This is a genomic window from Corynebacterium sp. 5QC2CO, assembly GCF_024580435.1.
GTDB classification, from domain to species: domain Bacteria; phylum Actinomycetota; class Actinomycetes; order Mycobacteriales; family Mycobacteriaceae; genus Corynebacterium; species Corynebacterium jeikeium_D.
Map to the genome: position 1 here is coordinate 232,387 of NZ_JANIKI010000002.1, position 22,708 is coordinate 255,094.

General features: G+C 57.2%; 21 protein-coding genes. 2 read left to right on the forward strand and 19 right to left on the reverse strand.

Annotated elements, in window-relative coordinates; all coding sequences use genetic code 11:
- Positions 1-237: 237 nt before the first annotated feature.
- On the forward strand, positions 238-1,077 hold the full coding sequence (locus NQ014_RS02990; RefSeq protein ID WP_257073662.1) for a peptidylprolyl isomerase: 840 nt from the start codon (positions 238-240) through the stop codon (positions 1,075-1,077).
- A 122-nt stretch (positions 1,078-1,199) separates the two neighbouring features.
- Here the strand turns inward: NQ014_RS02990 and NQ014_RS02995 are convergent, their stop codons facing one another.
- The 8 genes from NQ014_RS02995 to ruvC all read right to left on the reverse strand — a co-directional run bounded on the left by NQ014_RS02995 (position 1,200) and on the right by ruvC (position 10,545).
- Positions 1,200-3,461: a bifunctional (p)ppGpp synthetase/guanosine-3',5'-bis(diphosphate) 3'-pyrophosphohydrolase gene (locus tag NQ014_RS02995; protein WP_257073663.1), complete on the reverse strand. Its 2,262-nt coding sequence runs from the start codon at positions 3,459-3,461 to the stop codon at positions 1,200-1,202.
- Positions 3,462-3,468: 7 nt separating this feature from the next.
- Positions 3,469-4,005, reverse strand: coding sequence for an adenine phosphoribosyltransferase (locus NQ014_RS03000; protein WP_257073664.1), 537 nt, complete (start codon positions 4,003-4,005; stop codon positions 3,469-3,471).
- Between the two features lie 110 nt (positions 4,006-4,115).
- Positions 4,116-5,333 (reverse strand): protein translocase subunit SecF, encoded by a 1,218-nt coding sequence (gene secF / locus NQ014_RS03005; protein ID WP_257073665.1) that lies wholly within the window; start codon positions 5,331-5,333, stop codon positions 4,116-4,118.
- Between the two features lie 6 nt (positions 5,334-5,339).
- A complete protein-coding gene (secD, locus tag NQ014_RS03010) occupies positions 5,340-7,265 on the reverse strand; it encodes a protein translocase subunit SecD (RefSeq protein ID WP_257073666.1) in 1,926 nt (641 codons plus the stop codon).
- Positions 7,266-7,575: 310 nt separating this feature from the next.
- A complete protein-coding gene (gene yajC / locus NQ014_RS03015) occupies positions 7,576-8,040 on the reverse strand; it encodes a preprotein translocase subunit YajC (RefSeq protein WP_257073667.1) in 465 nt (154 codons plus the stop codon).
- A 65-nt stretch (positions 8,041-8,105) separates the two neighbouring features.
- Positions 8,106-9,218 (reverse strand): Holliday junction branch migration DNA helicase RuvB, encoded by a 1,113-nt coding sequence (gene ruvB, locus NQ014_RS03020; protein WP_070438353.1) that lies wholly within the window; start codon positions 9,216-9,218, stop codon positions 8,106-8,108.
- Between the two features lie 66 nt (positions 9,219-9,284).
- The gene (gene ruvA / locus NQ014_RS03025; RefSeq protein WP_257073668.1) at positions 9,285-9,905 is read right to left on the reverse strand and encodes a Holliday junction branch migration protein RuvA; all 621 of its coding nucleotides are present in this window, start codon (positions 9,903-9,905) and stop codon (positions 9,285-9,287) included.
- 82 nt (positions 9,906-9,987) lie between these two features.
- Positions 9,988-10,545, reverse strand: coding sequence for a crossover junction endodeoxyribonuclease RuvC (ruvC, locus tag NQ014_RS03030; protein WP_048731311.1), 558 nt, complete (start codon positions 10,543-10,545; stop codon positions 9,988-9,990).
- A gap of 115 nt (positions 10,546-10,660) precedes the next feature.
- Here ruvC and NQ014_RS03035 point away from each other — a divergent pair, with 115 nt between their 5' ends.
- Positions 10,661-11,125: a DUF3817 domain-containing protein gene (locus NQ014_RS03035; RefSeq protein WP_257073669.1), complete on the forward strand. Its 465-nt coding sequence runs from the start codon at positions 10,661-10,663 to the stop codon at positions 11,123-11,125.
- A gap of 525 nt (positions 11,126-11,650) precedes the next feature.
- Here the strand turns inward: NQ014_RS03035 and NQ014_RS03040 are convergent.
- From NQ014_RS03040 to NQ014_RS03090, 11 genes are all read right to left on the reverse strand, one after another.
- The gene (locus tag NQ014_RS03040; protein ID WP_257073670.1) at positions 11,651-12,403 is read right to left on the reverse strand and encodes a YebC/PmpR family DNA-binding transcriptional regulator; all 753 of its coding nucleotides are present in this window, start codon (positions 12,401-12,403) and stop codon (positions 11,651-11,653) included.
- Positions 12,404-12,482: 79 nt separating this feature from the next.
- A complete protein-coding gene (gene pdxT / locus NQ014_RS03045; protein ID WP_257073671.1) occupies positions 12,483-13,103 on the reverse strand; it encodes a pyridoxal 5'-phosphate synthase glutaminase subunit PdxT in 621 nt (206 codons plus the stop codon).
- Positions 13,103-13,981 carry an acyl-CoA thioesterase II gene (locus tag NQ014_RS03050; protein WP_257073672.1) on the reverse strand — a complete coding sequence of 293 codons (879 nt, stop codon included), beginning with the start codon at positions 13,979-13,981 and terminating at the stop codon, positions 13,103-13,105. Before NQ014_RS03050 ends, pdxT begins: the two co-directional genes overlap by 1 nt.
- 2 nt (positions 13,982-13,983) lie before the next feature.
- Complete coding sequence (pdxS, locus tag NQ014_RS03055) at positions 13,984-14,886, reverse strand: pyridoxal 5'-phosphate synthase lyase subunit PdxS (protein WP_005511452.1); 903 nt, start codon at positions 14,884-14,886, stop codon at positions 13,984-13,986.
- Positions 14,887-15,025: 139 nt separating this feature from the next.
- Complete coding sequence (locus NQ014_RS03060) at positions 15,026-15,529, reverse strand: hypothetical protein (RefSeq protein ID WP_016422677.1); 504 nt, start codon at positions 15,527-15,529, stop codon at positions 15,026-15,028.
- 53 nt (positions 15,530-15,582) lie between these two features.
- Positions 15,583-16,725, reverse strand: a complete 1,143-nt coding sequence (locus NQ014_RS03065) for a glycosyltransferase family 4 protein (RefSeq protein WP_257073673.1) — start codon at positions 16,723-16,725, stop codon at positions 15,583-15,585.
- 2 nt (positions 16,726-16,727) lie between these two features.
- The gene (locus NQ014_RS03070) at positions 16,728-17,630 is read right to left on the reverse strand and encodes a phosphatidylinositol mannoside acyltransferase (RefSeq protein WP_048731328.1); all 903 of its coding nucleotides are present in this window, start codon (positions 17,628-17,630) and stop codon (positions 16,728-16,730) included.
- Between the two features lie 11 nt (positions 17,631-17,641).
- Positions 17,642-18,343 carry a phosphatidylinositol phosphate synthase gene (gene pgsA / locus NQ014_RS03075; RefSeq protein ID WP_257073675.1) on the reverse strand — a complete coding sequence of 234 codons (702 nt, stop codon included), beginning with the start codon at positions 18,341-18,343 and terminating at the stop codon, positions 17,642-17,644.
- Positions 18,337-18,966 carry an HIT domain-containing protein gene (locus NQ014_RS03080; RefSeq protein ID WP_005511478.1) on the reverse strand — a complete coding sequence of 210 codons (630 nt, stop codon included), beginning with the start codon at positions 18,964-18,966 and terminating at the stop codon, positions 18,337-18,339. The genes pgsA and NQ014_RS03080 overlap by 7 nt, the downstream gene beginning before the upstream one ends.
- A 157-nt stretch (positions 18,967-19,123) precedes the next feature.
- Positions 19,124-21,118, reverse strand: a complete 1,995-nt coding sequence (thrS, locus tag NQ014_RS03085; protein ID WP_257073777.1) for a threonine--tRNA ligase — start codon at positions 21,116-21,118, stop codon at positions 19,124-19,126.
- Between the two features lie 159 nt (positions 21,119-21,277).
- Positions 21,278-22,504 carry a Dyp-type peroxidase gene (locus tag NQ014_RS03090; RefSeq protein ID WP_257073676.1) on the reverse strand — a complete coding sequence of 409 codons (1,227 nt, stop codon included), beginning with the start codon at positions 22,502-22,504 and terminating at the stop codon, positions 21,278-21,280.
- Positions 22,505-22,708 lie beyond the last annotated feature (204 nt).

Genomic DNA, 22,708 nt, shown 5'->3' on the forward strand with positions numbered 1-22,708 from the left:
ACAACGGGAGGAGAGCACCTTTCCCCTAGCGCCTTGGCCTGTCATCTCGCAAATGGGAAGCAATCCCGGGCATAATGGTCGATTGTGTACGCGACGGTGACCGACTGAGCTTTCACTTCAAATTCGGTCACTATCAATGGGCAAAATCGTCCGCTGGTGTTCCGTCACCAGCAATAGATGACTAACAGATACGGAGAAAGACTAGTGGCCAATAATGAGCAAAGGCGCAAAGATGCGATGCGGACGCTCGAGCGCGAACTTAAGCGCCGTGCACGTGCCGAGAAGCTGAAGCCACTGGGCGTCGTCGTAACCACCTTGGCTATCCTGCTCTTTATCGGTGGCGGAATCTACCTGCTGACCACGGCTGGCGGCGCTGACGACAATGAGGCCGCTGATGAATCCACGACTCCAGTCGAACCTGCAGCCCTGACAGCTACTCCCGTCAGCGGTGAAAAGGTTCCAATGAAGCGCTCTTCCCCACTTCCGGAAACCGTGACCTGTGACTACCCGGATGATGGCGAGGCGTCGAAGGACATCGATAAGCCAGCTACCGACAACGTTCCCGCCACTGGCACTGTAACCATCACCCTGAAGACTAACCAGGGAGACATTCCGATGGAGCTGGACCGCGCTATTTCACCTTGCGGTGTCAATGCAATTGAGCACATGGCCAAGTCCAACTACTTCAACGACACCGTGTGCCACCGTATTACCGGTGGTGGCCTGAACGTTCTGCAGTGTGGCGATCCGACTGGTACCGGTACCGGCGGACCGGGCTTCAAGTTCGCTGGCGAGTGGCCGGTCAAGGATTCCGGCCTGGATCAGAACACCCCGTTGGTGTACCCGAAGGGCTCTATCGCCATGGCAAACCCGAGCGACCCGGATGCCAACGGCAGCCAGTTCTTCCTCAACTGGGCAGATTCTCAGCTGCCTCCGCAGTACACCGTGCTTGGCGCCATGACTGACGAGGGCACCAAGACGGTTGCGGACATTGCGAAGAACGGTATCGAGGGTGGCGGTACCTCTGACGGTAAGCCAGCTAAGGAAGTCCGTATTGAGAAGGCGGAAGTCAAGTAGCTGACTCAACTAACTGATTGAAAAATTAATCAAAAACAGGGCCAAGGTGATTCACCTTGGCCCTGTTTTTAATACCTACGCGGCCTCATCCTCTTTCACATATCGATGGGCTGCTAAACCGCCTACTGACCAGAAGTAATGCGGTAGACATCGAAGACTCCCTCGACACCGCGCAGAATGTTGAAGATATAGCCCATCTGCTTAGTGTCCGAAACCTCGAAGCTAAAACGCATTACGGCAACGCGGTCATCGGAGGTATGGGAGGACGTCGACAGGATTGAGACCTTCTGATCGGAGAAGACGCGAGTGATCTCCGAGAGCAGTCCATGACGGTCAAGCGCTTCGATTTGCACAGTAACCATGAAGACCGCACCGGAGGAATCTGTTGCCCAGGAAACCTCGATAATGCGCTCCGGCTCCTGGTGTAGCTTCTCCGCATTAGTGCAGTCCGTACGGTGCACACTGACCCCACCGCCGCGCGTGACGAAGCCAAAGATGGCATCGCCCGGCACAGGCGTACAGCATTTGGCGAGCTTAGCGGCCATATCCGCGCTGCCTTCTACCAACACACCCGTGCTGTCAGCGCGGCGCGGAGTGTTGTGCACGCTCATCTTTGAAATTGGCGTGCGGGAGACCAACTGCTCTTCGGCATCGTCCGCGCTCGAGAACTGCGCCATCAGGCGGTGAGTCACATGCTGCGCTGAGACCTGTCCCTTACCGATAGCGGTATAGAGTGCATCGACATCCGCATAGTGGAGCTCGGAGGCAATCTGCTTGATGGATGCCGGAGTGAACAGGCGGTGCATCGGCAGACCGCCGCGCTGTACCTCTGCAGCCAGCGCGTCACGGCCGGCATCGAGCGCTTCCTCACGGCGCTCCTTGGCGAACCACTGACGGATCTTTGCCCGCGCACGTGGAGTTTTAACAAACTTCTCCCAGTCCTTAGACGGACCGGAATCGGCATCCTTGGACGTGAAAATCTCGACGCGGTCGCCAGTTTTTAGCGGTGATTCCAACGCCACTAGCTTGCCGTTGACTTTGGCACCAATACATCGGTGACCTACTTCAGTATGGACCGCGTAGGCAAAGTCGACCGGCGTGGAGTCCGCGGGCAATGTAATGACATCGCCCTTAGGCGTAAACGCAAAAATTTCGGTGACTGAGAGGTCATAGCGCAGGGAGTCCAGGAACTCGTTAGGATCTGCGGCCTCGCGCTGCCAATCCAGCAGCTGACGCATCCACGCCATCTGATCGACTTCGGCGGAATCTCCCTTGTGAGAGCCCTTGGTTTCCTTGTAGCGCCAGTGTGCGGCAATGCCGTACTCAGCGTTGTAGTGCATCTCATGGGTGCGAATCTGCACTTCTAGCGGGGAGCCACCTGGACCGATGACCGTTGTGTGCAACGACTGGTAAACCCCGAAACGCGGCGCGGAAATATAGTCCTTGAATCGCCCCGGCATAGGTTTGAACAGCGAGTGGACGGCACCCATCGCGGCATAGCAATCCTTGGTCGTGTCCACCAGAACTCGAAGTCCGACCAGGTCAAAAATCTCGTCGAACTCGTGGCCGCGGACAATCATCTTCTGATAAATCGACCAGTAGTGCTTCGGCCTGCCCTGTACCTCAGCAGCAATGTGAGACTCCTTCAGATCCTTCTGAATCATCTCGGAGACTTCCTGGATGTACCGGTCCCGCTGCGGCGCTCGATCTGCGACCAAGCGGACAATCTCGTCGTACTTCTTCGGGTACAAAATGGCGAAGGAGAGATCTTCCAACTCCCACTTCACGCTGGCCATTCCCAAACGATGCGCCAGCGGTGCAATCACCTCGAGGGTCTCACGGGCCTTCTTAGCCTGCTTTTCCGGCGGCAGGAAGCGCATTGTGCGCATGTTATGCAGCCGGTCAGCCACCTTGATAACCAGCACGCGCGGGTCCTGGCTCATGGCGATAATCATCTTTCGCACGGTCTCTGCCTCGGCGGCGGAGCCCAACGCGACCTTATCCAATTTGGTCACGCCGTCGACCAGCCGTGCGACTTCTGGCCCGAAGTCCCGCTCCAGGTCCTCCAGCGTGTAATCGGTATCTTCGACCGTGTCATGCAGCAGCGCTGCCACCAGCGTGGTGGTATCCATGCCGATCTCGGCGGCAATAGTGGCGACTGCAAGCGGGTGAGTGATGTATGGCTCGCCGGATTTCCGATAAACGCCGTCGTGAAGGCGCTCGGCGGTATCGTAGGCACGCTGAAGCACAGCCAAATCTGCACGCGGATGCACCTGTCGATGCACCGCGACAAGGGGATCTAGCACCGGGCGGATTTTCGTTCTGTTGCCGGTAAGGCTTCGCGCTAGGCGGGCACCATAACGGCGTGCGGGCCCTTCAGCCATGACTCATTCACCCCTTATTAACCACGTACAAAGGCAAATCAGCAAGCTTCTCTCGAGCCCCCAGGCCTTCAACCTCCAGCACGGTGCACAGCCCGGTTACCTCGACACCAGCTGTCTCCAGCAGGGCGCGAGCTGCACACAGGGTGCCACCAGTTGCCAACACATCGTCGACAAGTACGGCCTTCTTGCCCTTCAGCTCAAACCCACTAGCCGGAATCTCAAGCGCTGCCGTACCATACTCCAGTTCATAGGTCTCGGTCAGCACAGGCGGTGGCAGCTTACCCTTCTTACGAATAGCGAGCACTCCCAGTCCGAGCTTGTACGCCACCGCAGAACCCAGCAGGAATCCACGCGCATCTAGGCTGCCTATAACATCAGCCCCGAACTCTTCCACCTTGGCGGAAATCTCGTCCACAATCAGGGCGAACGTCGTGGCGTCGGCAAGCGCCGGCGTCAAGTCCTCGAAGATTACGCCCTCAACTGGAAAATCGGGCACGAACCGAATCTGATCAGCTAATGCCTCACGCGCGTGTGCATACGACACAGGTTTAAGCTCCTTTTCGGCGAAAAGAAAAAGTGCGGGTACCTGTCAACGATACCCGCACAATGCGCTTTTAAAGTAGTTTCACCCGAACCAACGGGAGGCGCTACCTCCTACTGCCCCGGACGCCAGGACAGCGGCTTGTCTTCATCGACCTCAAGCTTCGGAGTCGTCACCGTTCGTTTCGGCGTCGACTGCTCCATCTCGCTTGCCGACGGCTCCTTCGAGCCCGAGTCCTCCGCAACATCAGCAGTGGCGGAATCGGTGTCCGATCCGGCCCCCTCAGATGCCTTTGCGCGAGCAGACAGTACCGCCTCGTCATGCTTGCGGTATTCACGCTGCCGCGACTTGAGAGACACCAACAGCGACGAAGCCAGGAAGATCGAAGAGAACGTACCCTGAATAATGCCGATGAGCTGAACGAGTGCAAGGTCCTTCAGCGTACCGACCCCCAGCATGCCCACGGCAATGACCATCAGTGCAAGGATCGGCAGGAGCGTCGACACCGTGGTGTTGATAGAACGCATGATGGTTTGGTTGACCGCCAGGTTCACCAACTCGGCGTAACTTCTACGTGTCGATGAACGATAGCCTGCCGTGTTCTCGTCGACCTTGTCGAAAACCACGACCGTGTCGTACAGGGAGAAGGACAGCACTGTCAGCAAGCCGATAATGGTTGCCGGGGTGACGTCAAGACCAATGAGCGCGTAGATGCCCATAATCACGATTGCATCCACAACCAGGGCGAGAATTGCGGCAATGGCCATGTCGCGCTCGAAGTGAATGGTGATGTAGATGAACACCAGACCCAGGAACACCACTGCAGCCAGCAGCATTCGGTTGGTAATCGAAGAGCCCCACGACTCCGACACGGTCGAGTCACCAATGGCATCCGGGGTCTGCTGCCCCTGTACATCGACGGGCTTGAATGCATCATTCAACGCGATACGAGCACTATTAATCTGGTCCTGAGTCAGCTTCTCAGAGGTAATCTCCAGGATTCGGCCCTCACCAGAACCGATAATTTGCACCAGCTCCGGCTTCACGCCGGTCGCCTCGGTGAAAACCTCCTCGGCCTGCTCAGTTGTCACTGAGGCCGGCGGCATAGTCATCTTGGTACCGCCCTCGAAGTCGATACCGAAGCTGAACCCGCGAATCAGCATCGCTGCGAAAGCAACAACGATGATGGCGACGGCAATCTGGTACCAGCGCTTCCGCTTGCCGACGATGTTGATTCCACCCTCGCCGGTGTAGAGGCGGCGGAAGAAGGAGTCGTCTTTCACGCTTTCTGGCTCAGTGATTAGCGCCGGATTCGTCTGAGTAGTATTCATGGATTCCTACTTCCCCTCATTCGCGCTGGAGTGAGCTGCACCGGTGTCGGCAGCCGTACTGGCGGAGGCATCGGAGGCTCCGGCCTTCTTACCGGCAGCTACAGTCTTATTCCTCTGTGCAATCTCCATGACCGAGCCGAAGCCGTTCATCGACGGCTTGGACAAAGCTGGCCACTTACGAGTAGCCAGGATGACCAACGGCGCAGTCACGAGGAAAGCCGTCACAATGTCGAATGCTGTGGAGAGACCAAGTGTGAACGCGAAACCGCGGACATCGCCAACGGCCAGGATGTAAAGAACCACAGCCGCAATGATGGACACAAAGTTACCCGATAGGATGGTGCGCCGTGCTCGTCGCCAAGCGTGCGGAACCGCGGAGCGGAAAGTTCTACCCGCGCGGATTTCGTCCTTAATGCGTTCGAAGAAGACGATGAAGGAGTCAGCCGTTACACCGATAGAGATGATGATACCGGCGATGCCAGCGAGATCGAGCGAGTAGCCAATCCAACGACCAAGAAGGACAAGGACGCCGTAGAGCATCGCGCCAGCTGCTGCCAGCGAAACCAGCGAAATCACCCCCAGGCCGCGGTAGAGAGCAATCGCGTAGACGACAATCAGGGCGATACCGATAATGCCGGCAAGCAGGCCGGCTTCCAAGGAAGCCGAACCAAGCATGGCCGGGATAGTCGTGGTCGTGCCGCCCGGTTCGCCGTCCTCACCTGCGAACGACAGCGGTAGTGCACCGTAACGCAGGTTATTGGCCAGCCCCTGTGCCTCGTCGATTGAGAAGTCGCCCGTGATGCGGGTGGCAGAACCGACTGGGGTTGCCTCCTGAATCACCGGAGCGGAAATGACCTTCGAGTCCAACACGATTGCGACCTGCCGCTGCAGGTAGTCATTGGTCAACTTGGTCCATGTGCGAGCGCCGGTGTCATTCTTCCCGGACTTGAAGCTAAAGGAGACCTGAATCTGACCAGACTGCTGATCGTAGCCACCGGTAATCGGCGCATTGGTGTCGATAGCGTCGCCGGACAGGCGCTCGCCCTTAGCCTCGTCATCTTGCCCAATCAGTAGCGGAGCCTTGCCCAGGAAGATGGCTTTACCGCCTTCGGGCGCACAGGTCACCAGCGGCTTGGCCGGGTCATCGGCACCCTGTAGCGGATCAACTGCATCGCGGTTATCGCAGGTCATTAGCGCAGCGGCTGCAAACTGTGTCGTTGGATCTTCGGACTGGCGGGTCGCCAACAGCACGTCACGAACCTTCGTACGCAGCTCGGCCGCTTCAATTGAGTTCGCCGGCTTTGCCGGAGCTGTTGCATCCAACTTCGGGGCTTCGCCCAGCGACTTGGACAGTTCCTCGGGAACCGGCTGATCTGGGTTCTGTTCCTTGAAGGCATCAATTGCACGCTTCTGCGTTTCGTTCATGTCCTTGTAGAGGTCATCAACGCGTTTGGCGGCATCCTCCTTCGACAGGACACCGACTGAGACCCAATCTTCAGCAGTCTTCTTAACTACCTCGCCAAAGGCAGCTTCATCAGGGCCCTGGGTGGGCTGTTCTACCGGACGGAAGAAGAGCTGCGAAGTCTGGCCGAGCGTACGCGCCTCCTGTGAGTCTTCACCTGGCACGGTAATGACCAGTGTGTCACCGTCGGTGACAACTTGGGCGCCACTGACGCCCATGCCGTTTACGCGGTTCTCCAGAATCTTGCGAGCCTGGTCCAGCTGATCGCGCGTCGGCTTTTCGCCCTGCGGCACCAGGGTTACTCGGGTACCACCCTGCAAGTCGATGCCCAACTTTGGCTTGGCTGATCCGCCGCCGGTGAAAAAGACGAGTGCGTACGTAAGGACGAGGAAGCCAACAAACAGCGCCAATAGCCACTGTGGCCAGTTCCTCTTGAATGTATTCGCACCGGATCTGGATTTGCTGTTCAAAGCAAAGTCTCCTGAATCGTGACGTTTAGGTACTTAAGCGTTTCGGGTAGAAACGCAGGTCTATAACCGCACCGCGAAATCGCGCGATACCAGGAAGAGGCATTGCGGGCGTCGCTAAGCAAAGCTATAAACACCAACCGCTAGAGAATAACCGATTTAGCGTAGTGCGCCGGTTTTGACTTGTACCTATTTAGTGAAAATCTTGCCCACGCTTGCCGACGGCGAAACCTGGGGCGCGCCCCTAGCCTCACGGCGCACGCTGAAGGTGGGATGCATGCAAACCAGCAGGGCGTGGGCGTGCAAAGAACTGCTACTGCTTTTCGGTGGAAGTGGAACCGTCTGTACCCGGGTTATCCGGGGTACTCGGAGTATTCGGGTTCTCGACCTGCTCATTGATGTCCGAAGCTGCATTGTCAGCCGGACCGTGGCCGGTGATTTCTTGGACGTCGCCGACGTGGTCATCTGGCGCATCGGAAACACGGCCACGTCGGTCACGGTGAGCGTAGCTAGCTCCGGTACCGGTGGTGAGGTTGCGGGCAATGGCGCCCTTTTCCCAACGGGTCACGATGCCGTCAGCGATGATCAGGTCGACGGTTGTTTCAGTCGTATCAACGACCACAGCATGCATACCGGAACCGGTGATGACCTCCGCGCCCGGAGCCAACTTATCCTGCATGTCCCTAATGGTGCGCACCTGCTTGTTCTGCTTGATGATCTGCCAAATTGGCAGCGCCAGGAACAAGAAAATAAGTAGGAGGAGAATAGTTTGATCCATGTCTGCCGAGTTTAACGAATTGCCAGCTAGCAATTCCACACTGCCCCGGCAGGTCGATGAGAAAGCTATTCTCCGATAGTTCCCTCCGGGGGCTGCAACCCCAAGTGCCGCCATGCTCGGGCAGTTGCCACGCGTCCGCGCGATGTACGTGCAATCATCCCGGCACGGACCAGGTAGGGCTCGCACACTTCTTCCACAGTCGAGGGTTCCTCACCGACTGCCAACGCCAGGGAATTCACGCCCACAGGGCCGCCACCGTGCCCCTTGACCAGGGCAGTTAGCACTGCGCGGTCCAGACGGTCAAGCCCAAGCTCATCGACGTCGAAGACGATCAATGCCGCCTTAGCCGCACCAAGATCAATAACGCCACCGGAGTGAACATCTGCGAAATCGCGAACGCGACGCAATAGACGGTTGGCAATTCGCGGGGTACCTCGCGAACGCGAGGCAATCTCCACTGCAGCCTCTGGGCTGATATCCACCCCGAGGATCCCAGCGGCACGGGTAACCACCTTTGTCAGATCCTCGACCTCGTAGAACTCCATCTGCGCAGTAAAACCGAATCGGTCACGCAGTGGGCCAGTCAGCATACCCGAGCGCGTCGTTGCGCCTACCAGCGTAAAAGGTGGAATCTCGAGTGGAATTGACGTAGCTCCAGGCCCCTTGCCCACGATGACATCAATACGGAAATCTTCCATTGCCATGTAGAGCATTTCCTCCACGGGCCTGGCAATGCGGTGGATCTCGTCAATGAAGAGTACATCGCCCTCGAGCAGGTTCGATAGCATTGCTGCCAAATCGCCAGCGCGAATAAGCGCCGGACCGGACGTCATTCGCAGGGAGGACCCCATCTCCTGCGCAATAATCATGGCCATGGTGGTCTTACCCAGGCCGGGAGGTCCCGACAGCAGAATGTGGTCCGGGGTCACATTTCGTCCCCGTGCCCCGGAAAGCACCAAATCCAGCTGCTCGCGGACCTTGGGTTGGCCGATAAACTCCCCTAACGACTTTGGTCGCAGGTTCGATTCCGCATCGACTTCCTCGACCTGAGCGCGGGCATCGACATCACGTTGTGCACCATTTCCCCCACCGCCAAAATGGTCGTTGGCTGCTCCACCTAAAGAGTCCCTGAAGGGATTGCCCGACACGTTAAACTCCGTGCGCTCGATATCGCTCATAGTCCCCTCATCCTAGTGCACTGCCATTTTTCATCATCAATGTAGCTGCAGGTCCTCGACCTGGATTTACTTTTCGCCCAATGTCTTTAGCGCCGCCTTCAGCGCCATTGTTGTATCCAAGGTCGGATCAATCCGAACAACGGTCTCCGCTGCCTCATTCGCATCAGCTTCCGGGAACCCAAGCCCGACCAATGCACCAACGACCTGATCCAGATCTGCCTTCAAAACAATGCCAGGCGCTGCTCCGCTTGCAGCTTCCTCCGGCTGGGATACCGCCCTATCCGCGAAAACCTCGACCTTATCCTTCAACTCAACCAACAGGCGCTCCGCCAATCGCTTGCCGACGCCGTTAGCCGCCTGCAAGGCCTTGGCATTCTTTGAGGCAACCGCATTGGCAATCTCGGCCGGCGACAGTACCGATAGAACAGACATCGCTACTTTTGGCCCCACTGTCGAGACAGTGCGCAAGAGCGCAAAAATCTCACGTTCCTGCGAGTTGGCAAAACCAAAGAGCGTTATCGCATCTTCACGAACCGCCATTGTGGTCAACATGAAAGTCTGCTCATGCCTCACCAACTGAGAAGCTAACCTGCCCGTAATGGTGACCAAATGCCCGACACCACCGCACTCAATAACGCAATAGTCCGCACCGAGATCGATAACCTCACCGCGTAGAGATGCAATCACTTCTCACAATTCCTTTCACTACGGCTTCCCTAAAGACACCGAGATAAACGCCGAACTCACAAGTGTGCTCTAGCAGGCTCCCCTACCGCGAGGGATTCTCACGGCGAGAAAGCTCCAACTCCCGCTCCTCGTGTTGCTTAGCAAGCGCAGCCAAGGTGTCGCGCTGGCGTTGTAGAACCGGACCACGCCAACAGTGGCAGATAGCGATAGCCAACGCATCCGCTGCATCTGCAGGTTTTGGCGGAGTTTCCAACCCGAGGATTCTCGTCACCATCATGGTCATCTGCTTCTTATCAGCCCGACCGTTGCCGGTAAGCGCCTTCTTTACCTCCGACGGCGTGTACATATGCACTTCCAAACCGCGTCTAGCCGCAGCGAGGACGAGCACACCAACCGCGTGCGCAGTCTGCATTACGGTGGACACATTGCCGCGCTCGAATACCCGTTCCATCGCAACCACATCCGGCTCGTACTCATCCATCCACTGCTCCACAGCATTGGAAAGCCGTAGAAGACGGTCCTCCAACGATGCCGTGGTTGGTGTGCGGGCGACCCCCACCGCAATGGGAATGACTTTCCTGCCCTGAGCACCTTCCGCAATGGAGAGACCACAACGAGTAAGGCCTGGGTCGATACCCATCACCCGCAGAGATCCAGCTCGATAATTCACCTCTCCACTAATACCACATTTCGAACAGCTGTTTGTATCGAAGCTAGAAGGAGCACCAACCGTAGGTTCTGATAGGTTTAACACCATGAATTCACCGAAGAAGCTCTACGGCATTCTCGCTGCAGCTGAAATGGTCACGTGGGCTCTGCTGCTCTTAGGGCTGGCACTGAAGTACCTGTTCAAAGTCACTGACGTCGCCACCACCATCTTCGGCAGCATCCACGGTTTTACGTTCCTGTGCTACGTAGTCACCACCATCATGGTGTGGATCAACCAGCAGTGGAGCTTTGGCCGCGGTGTCATCGGCCTCGCCTCATCTATCATTCCATTCGCGACCTATCCGTTTGAACGAAACACCCTGAAGGCTGGTCTTTTGGATCGGCCCTGGCGCTTTACCGACGCATCCGAGGAGCCACAGGGCATATTCGAGTGGGCACTCGCGATGATTATTCGCCGCCCGTTTATCTCGGCATTCGTCATCCTGATTGTTCTCGCCGTGGTCTTCACACTGTTGCTGATGGCCGGGCCTCCGACTCAGTGGTTCTCTTAAAAAGGGTTCTACTAAAACTTTCAGAAACCAAAATCGGGTTTATAGGCAAAAAGTGTGCCCACCTGGTGTGTCGACCGGTGCGTCGGCGGGCGCGTCGGCGGGCGCGTCGGCGGGTGGGCACCCTCGCTACTTCCCCCAATGCGAGTTACTGACTGCGTTTATGACAAAAATGGCCCGAAAAATGGCCTGAAAGTGTCATAAACTCGCACAGTTTCACATTTGCAGCCCGTATTCACACGCACAGCCCGTAGTTTTTTGAGGTTGCCAGTGTTCGGGTTGTCAGTTTTTCTCCTGAACCCCCAGGGTGTGAAGCTGCCACAGCTGGGCTCTGACCAGTCACTATCTTGAGGATAAGACACACTCTTTGTCTATCCCCCCCCCAAAAAAAGTCCCCATCGGACGATTTTCCGATGGGGACTTTCCATTCACACCAGCTCGCCGCGCAATTCAGCGCTGCGGACTACCCTGCACGGGCACCCTTTAACGCCGAGAAGCCAGTCAGCGGAACCGTCGCCAAGCGAACGCCTAGTCGTCGAGCTCGGCGATGACCTCGTCGCTGATGTCGGCGTTCGAGTAGACGTTCTGCACGTCGTCGGACTCTTCGAGAGCGTCAATCAGACGGAACAGCTTGCGTGCACCGTCAGCATCGAGAGCCACCGTGGTTGAAGCGCGGTAGTCCTGATCTGCGGAGTCGTACTCCATCTCAGCGTCGACAAGAGCGGTGCGGACATTCATCAGATCGGTAAATGCGGAGACGACCTCGAACTTTTCGCCCAGGTCGTTGACCTCCTCTGCACCGGCATCGAGAACCGCCATAAGCAGGTCATCCTCGGTCAGCTCGCCCTTCGGCAGCTCGACGACACCCTTCTTGTCAAAGAGGTACGCAACGGCACCGTTGTCCGCCATGTTGCCGTTGTTCTTGTTGAACGCCGAGCGCACATCGGAAGCAGCACGGTTACGGTTATCGGTCAGGCACTCCACAATCAAAGCGACACCACCAGGTGCGTAGCCTTCGTAGACAATGGTCTCCCAGTCAGCACCGCCGGACTCCTCGCCGGAACCACGCTTGCGGGCACGCTCAATGTTGTCGTTGGGAACCGAGGCCTTCTTGGCCTTCTTGATCATGTCATCGAGGGTGGGGTTACCAGCAGGATCACCGCCGCCGGTACGAGCCGCGACCTCGATGTTCTTGATCATCTTCGCCCACTCTTTGGCGCGCTTGGCGTCATTAGCAGCCTTCTTGTGCTTTGTGGTTGCCCATTTTGAATGACCCGCCATGTGCTAGTTCCTACCAATCCTCTCGTCAATACCCATGTAGATGGGAATTCGTCAGGTGTTCATTATACAAACCGGGGATTTAAATGCCGACAAGCTCTCGCAAAAAGAACTCGTGGAGCCGCGTCTCCCCCGTCGACTCCGGGTGAAAGCTGGTGGCCATAGCAGCCCCCTGCCGTACTCCGACCACTGTACCTGCGGTCTCTCCAGCCGATTCTGGCACCCGCGCTAGCACCTCAACATCATCACCGACACGCTCGACCCACGGTGCGCGAATAAAGGCGGCGTGTACAGGCGGCTGGTCACCGCTGATCGCCAGCTGCGGAATATCCAAGTCAGTTTCGAACGAATCCACTTGCCGGCCAAATGCGTTACGTCGGACGGTGATGTCAATCGCTCCCAGGCTAACGGCATCCGGACGGGTATCGAGCACTTCGTCGGCAAGCAAAATCATGCCTGCGCAGGTGCCATATGCCGGAAGGCCATCGCGGAGGGCTTCCCTAAGCGGGGCTTCAAGCTCATTGAAGACCATCAACTTGCTCATGGTCGTGGACTCGCCGCCGGGCAAAATTAGGCCGCTAAGTCCCTCCAGGTCACGGGGCAAGCGCACCTTTCGGTGTGGGACGCCGAGCTGATCAAGAACATATCCGTGTTCGGCAACGTTGCCCTGAAGAGCGAGGATACCAATTGTTTCCTGTGTCATTAATCTAGGTTCTCACTGCGAACATCGAAGTTCGCCGTCACTGGCACGGGCTCGACACCCGGGGCCAGGCTTCGGGTCAGCCCTTCCTGCGTGACGACGGCCACGAGCTCGCCCTTTTGGTTAAAGATGCGACCGTGAGTCAATGCGCGACCCGCGTGCGCCGATGGCGAAATCTGGTCGTAGAGCAGCCATTCATCCGCACGGAACGGACGCATAAACCACATCGCGTGGTCGAGGCTGGCTTCCTGGACCTCAACGCCTGGATGCGGAACGAGTGCCGATGACAGCAAAGTCATATCCGACATGTACGCCAGCGTGCAGACGTGGAAGGTCTCGTTATCCGGCAGGCGATCCTTGCACCGGAACCATACCAGCTGCTGGGACGGGGTGTACTTGTTGTGTTCGAACTGATCATCCGGCACTACCCGGATATCCCAGTCCGCCCACTCGCGCATTAGTAGACGACGTGTGTTCGTCATCTCAGAGGTGTCGGTGACCACATCTTCAGGATCTGGCACCTTGCGCATCACGTCAGAGTGCTCGAGTCCCTCATCCCCCTTACGGTGGAAGCTGACCTGCATGACGAAAATCGTACGGCCATCTTGCACAGCTTCGACGGAGCGGTGGCAGAAAGACCGGCCATCGCGAATACGCTTGACCATGTACACCGTCGGAATATGGGGGCGGCCCGGGCCTACAAAGTAGGCGTGGAGGGAGTTCACCGCGAAGGTATTACCCACCGTGCGCGTCGCCGCGACGAGGGACTGTCCGGCAACTTGGCCACCGAAAGTGCGCTGCAGGATTGACTTAATGACTGGGCCACGGAAAATGTCCCGGTCAATCTGCTCCAAATCTAATACCTCGCGGATGTTAGCCATTTTTACCAGCCACGCTCAGCGAGTCGGTGCGGCTGCGGAATCTCGTCGACGTTGATGCCGACCATTGCCTCGCCGAGACCGCGGGAGACATCGGCGATGACCTTCGGATCATCGTAGTGCTGGGTTGCCTGGACGATAGCCTTGGCGCGCTTCTCCGGATCACCGGACTTGAAGATACCGGAACCAACAAAGACACCCTCAGCACCGAGCTGCATCATCATTGCAGCGTCAGCCGGAGTTGCAATGCCACCTGCGGTGAACAGCACAACTGGCAACTTACCGGTCTCAGCGACCTCACGTACCAGCTCGTACGGTGCCTGCAGCTCCTTGGCGGCAACGTAGAGCTCGTCCGGAGCCATAGAACGCAGACGGTTAATCTCAGCGCGGATGGTGCGCATGTGAGTCACAGCGTTGGAGACATCACCGGTACCGGCCTCGCCCTTGGAGCGAATCATGGCAGCGCCCTCGTTGATGCGGCGCAGAGCCTCACCCAGGTTGGTCGCACCACAGACGAACGGCACGGTGAAGTCGAACTTGTCGATGTGGTTCGAGTAATCGGCCGGAGTCAGAACCTCGGACTCGTCAATGAAGTCAACACCAAGGGACTGCAGAACCTGTGCCTCAACAAAGTGGCCGATACGGGCCTTGGCCATAACCGGGATGGAGACCGCATTGATAATGCCCTCGATCATGTCCGGGTCGGACATACGCGACACGCCACCCTCTGCGCGAATATCGGCGGGGACACGCTCCAGCGCCATCACGGCAGTTGCGCCGGCATCTTCAGCGATCTTGGCCTGCTCCGGCGTAACGACGTCCATAATGACGCCGCCCTTCATCATCTCAGCGAAACCGCGCTTCACGCGTGCGGTGCCCTGCCCGGAGTTGTTCTCAACCGTGCTCAACGAACCCTACTTCCCTAATAAAACTGGTGAATGTGACCGTTTGTAGTCGTTTAACACTATAACGCCTGAACTAGACAGTGCTGTTCATTGAGTCAGAAAACACGACAAACTTCCAGCACAACAGCAGGTTTTCCCACAATTAAGCCGTTGTCAGTCCGTCTGCAACATCGAAATATTCCGGTTCAGGTGCAGTACCCGCCAGCCGCAGCGCGCGCACTAGCGGCCTGGCTCGCAGTGCTTTCGTATCCGTCACCGCATCATTGTAGAAACGGCGGGCGAGCTCGAGACGCGTGTGGGCGTCAGAAAGCTCAATTGCCATCGTCCGGTCCACGGGCTGTTCCTCATAGAGCGCCACAATTTTCCTAGTCAGTTCGTTTTCCACGTCTGCGCGCTGCCCAGTGTTGTTGGCTCTAAGTGGTGTGGCTTCCACCTTCGTCACTACGCCGGCGAGTTCCGGGTAGGCAGCACGAGCAACAGCGGCCCTTCGCCCCAACGCCGCTTCCAGTGAAGAACGCGCCAAGTCCGTGCGAATGTGCATACGGTTCAAACGCGTCGCTGTCGATGAAGCCACCAAACCGCTAACGAGTACGACAATCAGCGCAATGACTAGGACAACGACCCAGATTGGAACGGTTACGTCCACCGAAAACCCACTTTCACTCCGCTGCGTTTAATCAGCTGCCACGACGGAAATCTCTATGGCGCAATGACGACTTTTTCGCCATCCATGCGCACCGTATCGTACACACGCAGAACGCCGTCGGCGACCTGCGACCAGTCATACTCCCAAGCCCGTTTATGCCCGAGTGCGCGAAGCTCCTCCCCCAACTTTGGCTGCGTCAAAAGGCGTACGACTGCATCCGCAAGGTCTGCGGAGTTACCGTTTTCAAAGTGAAGCCCGTAATGGCCGTCGTCAAGCACGAGTTTGAACGCATCGATGTCGCTGGAGATCACCGGCGCACCCGCCGCCATCGCCTCTACCAGCACGATGCCGAAACTCTCCCCACCACGCTGCGGGGCAATGTACGCATCCGCATCGGCGAGTATTGACGCCTTAGCATCCTCCGACAGTCTGCCGACGAAATGCAGGACATCTGCGTTTCTGCCCGCTTTACGACGAGCTGCCGCGATATCACCATCACCAACGACACAGACCTCAAGCTGTGGAATCTCCGCACGTATTGTTGGCAACGCGTCGAGCAAGACGTCAAAGCCCTTGCGGGATTCGTCGAAGCGTCCGAGGAAGACAAGCCGATAGACCCCTTCACGCCGTGGCGGAATCTCAGACAACGATGAGGCGGCCGGGCAGGACTCGAAATCTCCAACACGGACACCATTGGGAATGAGAACCGGGTCGCCGCCGAGTTGCTCAACCTGCCAGCGACGAGCCACTTCCGAGACAGCGATGCCTCCCCGAATGCGTTCAAGGTACTTCCGCAAAAATGGCGTGGCCAACTTCAATGCCAGGGAGTCCGTCGCGGCAGAGTGATAGGTCGCGACAATTGGCCCGACCGAGTTTACTAACGACAGCATTGAAAAACTGGGCGAATTCGGCTCATGGATATGAAGAATGTCGAAGCTACCCTCCTCAATCCATGTGCGGACTCGACGGCTGGTGCGGGGACCAAAAGATAGCCGAGCGACCGAGCCGTTATACGGAATCGGGATGGCGGCACCACCTCGAACAACGAAATCCGGCACGTCCGCCTGCGCGCTAGCCGGGCCGATAAGACTGACCTCGTGGCCGCGACGGATAAACTCCTCACACAAGTCAATCGCGTGAGCTTGAACCCCTCCTGGGACATCGAACGAGTACGGGCACACCATTCCGATTCGCACGGCTACTTTGACCTCTTCTTATCCGCCGGCCACAGTGGCTGCATCATGTGCCAATCCGCTGGATGCTGGGCAATATCAGATTCAAAAACAGTAGCGATGTCCTGGACAATGTCAGGTAGATCGCGCCCTTCGGTCGGCACAAATGGATGCGCTACAAAACGCCAACCATCGCGCGTGTAGGACAGGCCCGCGGGCATAAGCCGAGCGCCCGTGTCCTGTGCCAGCTTTGCTGCACCGACCGGCATTGTCGTCTGCTCGCCAAAAAATGTGACCGGGACCCCGTGGCCGCCGAAGTCACGATCAGACAGCAGGCACACAACGCCACCTTCTTCCAATCGCTTCTGCAGTTCCGGCATCGCGGGTTTGCCACCGGTAAGCGGGAGAATGTGGAATCCGAGGGATTCGCGGTACTCCACGAAAGCGTCGTAAAGTACCTCTGGCTTCAGCCGTTCCGCCACGGTACTGAACCGACCATGGCGGGAAACGAGCCACATACCTGCCATATCCCAGTTACCAGAATGTGGCAGTGGGATGACGATGGAATCTCCGGCCTCGAGGGCCTCAGCAACTCGTTCGAGCCCATCGCTGGTGGATTCGACCGTGTCTGCCAACTCTGGCGACGCGATGGAGGGCAACCGGAATGCCTCCACCCAATAGCGTAGATAGGAACGCATGGAAGCCCGAATAAGCCCTTGCGGCACTTCCTCAGGCGGACAGCCCATAACGCGAGCCAGGTTCTTTCGAAGCTGGCGGGTAGTCGCTGGATTTGCTGCTACACGATCGGCGGCTATGTTGCCGATGCGGTAGGCCACGCGTTCCGGCAGCAGACCAAAAATCTTCCACCCGGCCATATAGCCGAGCGCAACGAAATCATCTTTCGAGCGAGGCAGGAAGAAACTAGTCATCGTATCCTCCTTTAGTTGTTGGAATCAGCCGAACCCGTGGACTTCGTAGCAGAGTCAGGGTTGATAGATGAACTATCAGCTGCGCCTTCTGGCGGGGCGATGGGATCCAACGCTCCTGGCTGCTTAGCCACCATGTACAAGCGCTGAACGACGGTGAATACCGACCCAATCGCCAGGAGCCACATTGCGATGTAGAGGGCATAGTCCACGCCAAGCCCCTGGAGCCCAATGCCAATTAGACCGATAATCAGGCGCTCCGCACGTTCGACGAGACCACCGTTGACCTTGAGTCCGCTAGCCTCTGCGCGAGCCTTAACGTAGGAAATGACCTGGGACGATCCCATGGTAATCAGTGTCAGAATGAGCAGCACTGAATCCGCGCCATGGTGATACACCACCCAATACGCTATCGCCCCGAACAGTGCAGCATCCGTAATACGGTCACAGGAAGCATCCAGCGTCGCTCCGTATTTCGTTCCCCGCCCTCGCAGTCTGGCCATCGTGCCATCGAGCAGGTCAAAAGCAGTGAAAATAGCGATTGACACGGCAGCTGCGAAAAGATGGTTGGTAGGAATCAGGATTACCGCAAGCAGAACGGAGACTACCGTTCCCACCAGGGTGACCGTGTTCGGGCTAATGCCGACCCGCAAAAGTGCAGCGGCAATCGGTTCAACTACTGGGCGGATTGGAGCCCTGCCACGGACACTCAGCATGCTGCCCCATCCTCTTGATTAAGGGCACGCCAGCCGTCGGCAAGCAACTCGCGAGTCTGACGAAGAGCCTGCGGTAACACTTTGGTGCCATCGATCACGGTCATAAAATTGCTGTCACCCGACCAGCGCGGTACGACGTGCATATGCAGGTGATCGGCGACCGAACCGCCGGAGGCCTTGCCCAAGTTGAAACCTACATTGACGGCGTGCGGACGCGAAACCGATTTGAGAGTACGAACCGCATGCTTGGCAAATCGCATCATCTCGGCTGTTTCTTCGTCGGTCAAGTCCTCAAGGTTGGCGACTTCGCGATATGGAACCACCATGAGGTGCCCTGGGTTGTACGGGAACAGATTCAAAACGGCGTACACCCACTCGCCGCGAGCGATAATGAGTGCTTCCTCATCGCTTTGCTTCGGCAAATCAACGAAGGGGTTACGGGATGGCTTGGAGTTATGCACACCACGCTTGACGATGTAATCCAGCCGGTACGGTGCCCATAAGCGCGTGAGCCGATCCGGTTCGCCGTAACCGCTGTCGACGTATACGCCATCAGACGATTCCTGCTGGCCGGCATTGCCCTGCTGCTGCGGAGGCAACTCTTCACTTCCCGACTGATTCACTGCCATCCCCTTCGTTGCGTGGCCGGGACCCCATTCGAGCCCCGACCACATATATTTCTCTGCTGTAGTTTACGACCTCGCGGTCAACTTCTTTGGATTACCACGCGTGGTTCACCAGTTAAAACAACGCAGTCGAATTAGAGAGCGTTAACGACCTCTAGAGAGCAGAGACATTCTCCTTGTTCGGCTGTTCGTTATTCCGCGAAGCAACCCAATCACAGATGATGTCCACAGCCTTCTCAACTGCCACCCCGTTAATCTGGGTGCCATCGAGGAACCGGAAGCTGACGGCACCTGCCTCAATGTCGCGGGCACCAGCCAGAATCATGAACGGAACCTTGGCCTGGGTGTGGTTGCGAATCTTCTTCTGCATGCGGTCATCGGACGTATCCACGTGGACGCGGATGCCACGAGACTTCAGCTGTGCAGCAAAGTCCTCCAGGTGTGGGATACAGTCATCCGCAACCGGAATACCAACAACCTGTTCCGGAGCCAGCCAAGCCGGGAAAGCACCTGCGTAGTGCTCCAATAGGACGCCAAAGAAACGTTCGATGGAGCCGAAAAGCGCACGGTGAATCATAATCGGGCGCTTCTTGGTTCCGTCAGGTGCGGTGTACTCGAGCTCGAAGCGCTCCGGCAGGTTGAAGTCGAGCTGTACCGTCGACATCTGCCAAGTACGGCCGATGGCATCGCGGGCTTGGACGGAAATCTTCGGACCATAGAAAGCAGCTCCGCCCGGATCAGGAACGAGCTCGAGGCCAGAAGCATCGGCAACGCGCTGGAGAATAGCTGTGGACTTCTCCCAAATTTCATCCGAGCCGACGAACTTCTTTTCGTCCTTCGTAGACAGCTCCAGGTAGAAGTCATCCAGGCCGTAATCACGCAGAAGCGAAATGATGAAGTCGAGGACACTAGTGAGCTCTTCTTCCAGCTGATCCTCGGTGCAGTAGATGTGGGCATCGTCCTGCGTAAAGCCACGGGCTCGGGTAAGACCGTGGATAACACCTGATTTCTCGTAGCGGTAGACGGTGCCGAACTCGAACATACGAATCGGAAGTTCACGGTAGCTGCGACCACGCGATGCGAAAATGAGGTTGTGCATCGGGCAGTTCATCGGCTTGACGTAGTAGTCCTGCGGAGCCTTGGTGCAGTTGCCGTGTTCGTCATATTCGCCGTCGAGCTGCATCGGCGGGAACATGCCATCCGCGTAGAAGTCCAGGTGACCAGACTTCTTGAACAAGTCACCCTTAGTTACGTGCGGCGTGTTCACAAAGTCATAGCCCGCTTCGATATGACGGCGACGGGAGTGCTGCTCCATCTCGTTGCGGATGATGCCACCCTTGACATGGAATACCGGGAAACCAGAACCAATCTCATCCGGGAAGCTGAACAAATCCAGTTCGGAGCCCAAACGGCGGTGATCGCGCTTCTCAGCCTCGAGCATGCGGTCAAGGTACTCGTCTAACGCTTCCTTGGACTCCCACGCAGTGCCGTAAACACGCTGCAGGTTATCTCGAGATTGGTCACCCCGCCAGTACGCAGCGGAAGAACGCGTGATCTTAAAAGCAGGGATGTAGCGAGTGGTCGGCACGTGCGGGCCGCGGCAAAGATCAAACCACTCGGTCTCGCCGGTACGCGGATTGACGTTGCGGTAGCCGGTCAAGGTCGTACCTGCACCACCGACGTCGACATTGGCCTCATCATCTTCGGAGACCTTGCCGGCCGACTTTTCAACAATCAGCTCGAGCTTATACGGCTCGTCGGCAAGCGCTTCCTGCGCCTCATCAGCAGACTCGAACGCAAAGCGCTCGAACCGCTGACCAGACTTGATGATCTTCTTCATACGCTTTTCGATGCGCTTGAGATCCTCCGGAGAGAAAGGCTCATCGACACGGAAGTCGTAGTAGAAACCATTGTCGATGGCAGGGCCGATGCCCAGCTTCGTCCCAGGGAACTCCAACTGCACGGCCTGAGCCATCACGTGAGTCGCAGAGTGGCGGATGACATCGCGACCGTCCGGAGTATTCGCCGGAACGGGCTCGAAGACGGTTTCCACGTCTGGCTTAAAGGACAGATCCTTCAAATTGCCTTCAGGGTCGCGGACACAAACGATGGCGTCAACGCCCTTGTTCGGGAAACCCAGGTCTCTCATCGCCTCGCCCGCAGAAACTCCTGCGGGCACGGAAAACGGTGCTGGGGTTGCAAATTCTTCTGACACGGCGTGCGTGTACTCCTTTTCAAAGTGTCTTCGAAAATCACATACCTGGTGACCTTCGTCAGTCGTTCACACACTTTACCGCACGGTCAAAACTCAGGCCTCGAAAAGGTCCTGCGCCCAGTACTCCTCCTCAGAAGTTCCTCGCGGCATGACAAACACAGCGGATCCAATGTGGAAAATCCACTGATTGAGACGGTCGTTCTTGGACAGCCGCTCCTGAATCGGATCGAACTGCTCCAACGGGTCCTTCTGGAAACAAATGAATACCAGGCCGGTGTTGGTCTCGAATCGACCATTCGGTTCCGGTGGCAGGTCATAGTTGTAGACCCGTCGCAGAATCCTTTGATTAGGTTTCTCCTTCGGAGGCATTGACAGTGCAACATGGCTGTTCGGATCCGTCAGAGGCAGACCATATTCATCAGTCTTCGCCAGGTCGACGGTCTCAAACTCGTCCTTACCGCCAATTGGCGCACCGGTGCCGATATCTCGGCCGGTAATAACAGTGCGGCTTTCGCGGTCCAAGACATCCCAGCCTGGAATATCCATTTCAATACGGCGGACAACCATCGCTGTACCGCCCCGCAACCAGTCCGGGCCACTATCAATCCACACTTGCTTGTCGAATTCTTCACGAGTGCGCGGGTTGACCGTACCGTCCTTCTGACCGAAGAGATTACGCGGGGTTTCGCCTTCCTGCCTAGAACCATTGGCGTGCTGGAAACCAGCTTGCACCCAGTGGACATCCAAATAGGAACCCGCATTTCGGATCATCATTCGTGCCGCATGAGAGACCATTACCGGGTCGTCCGCACAAATCTGCAGGCACAGGTCTCCGCCGTTCCACTCCGGGCGAAGCTCATCGTTAACGTATTTTGGCAGATCCCCCAGCCACTCCGGCTTCTGGTCTTCCCTATCGATGATTGTGAAGAAGTTTTCCCCATATCCAACTGTGATAGTCAGATTGGCCGGACTCCCCATAAGCTCAGGCTCCAAGTCCGTTCGAGTAGCCTTGCCGGCTGTCATTCGGCGAGCGTCATCCGTCCAGGCACGCATGAGGTTTTGGAGGCGATTGCGATCGACCCCCTTCTTCACGTTGAAGGCTATTAGCCATAGATTCGCCTGTGCGGGCGTCGCAATTCCCGCCTGGTGAGCGCCATCAAAAGGTACGGTTGCTGCCTGCAAAGGCGGTTTCGCCGGCTCCTCCTGCGGACGTTCCAGCCCAATCGCTTGGGCTTCCGGCGCCCCCAGGGCGAGCGCTGAGGCTCCTGCGGCGGTGCCGAGCCCGCCAAGAAAACGCCTTCTGGAAAAGCCTTCGGACATGTTGTGCACTCTTACCTTTCTGATTACTTCAAACTGGAGCCCAAGAGGTGGATGGAAATCCGCCGATTTTTCAATGGCTTCAACGCAACCACTGGCCTATCCAATTCGACCGTATCGAAAACCTTTTTCGGAAAAAGAAAAGCGCCGGAGTTCGATGCATATACTGCAATAACCTGCCAACTCCAGCGCTTCTGCCACCATTAG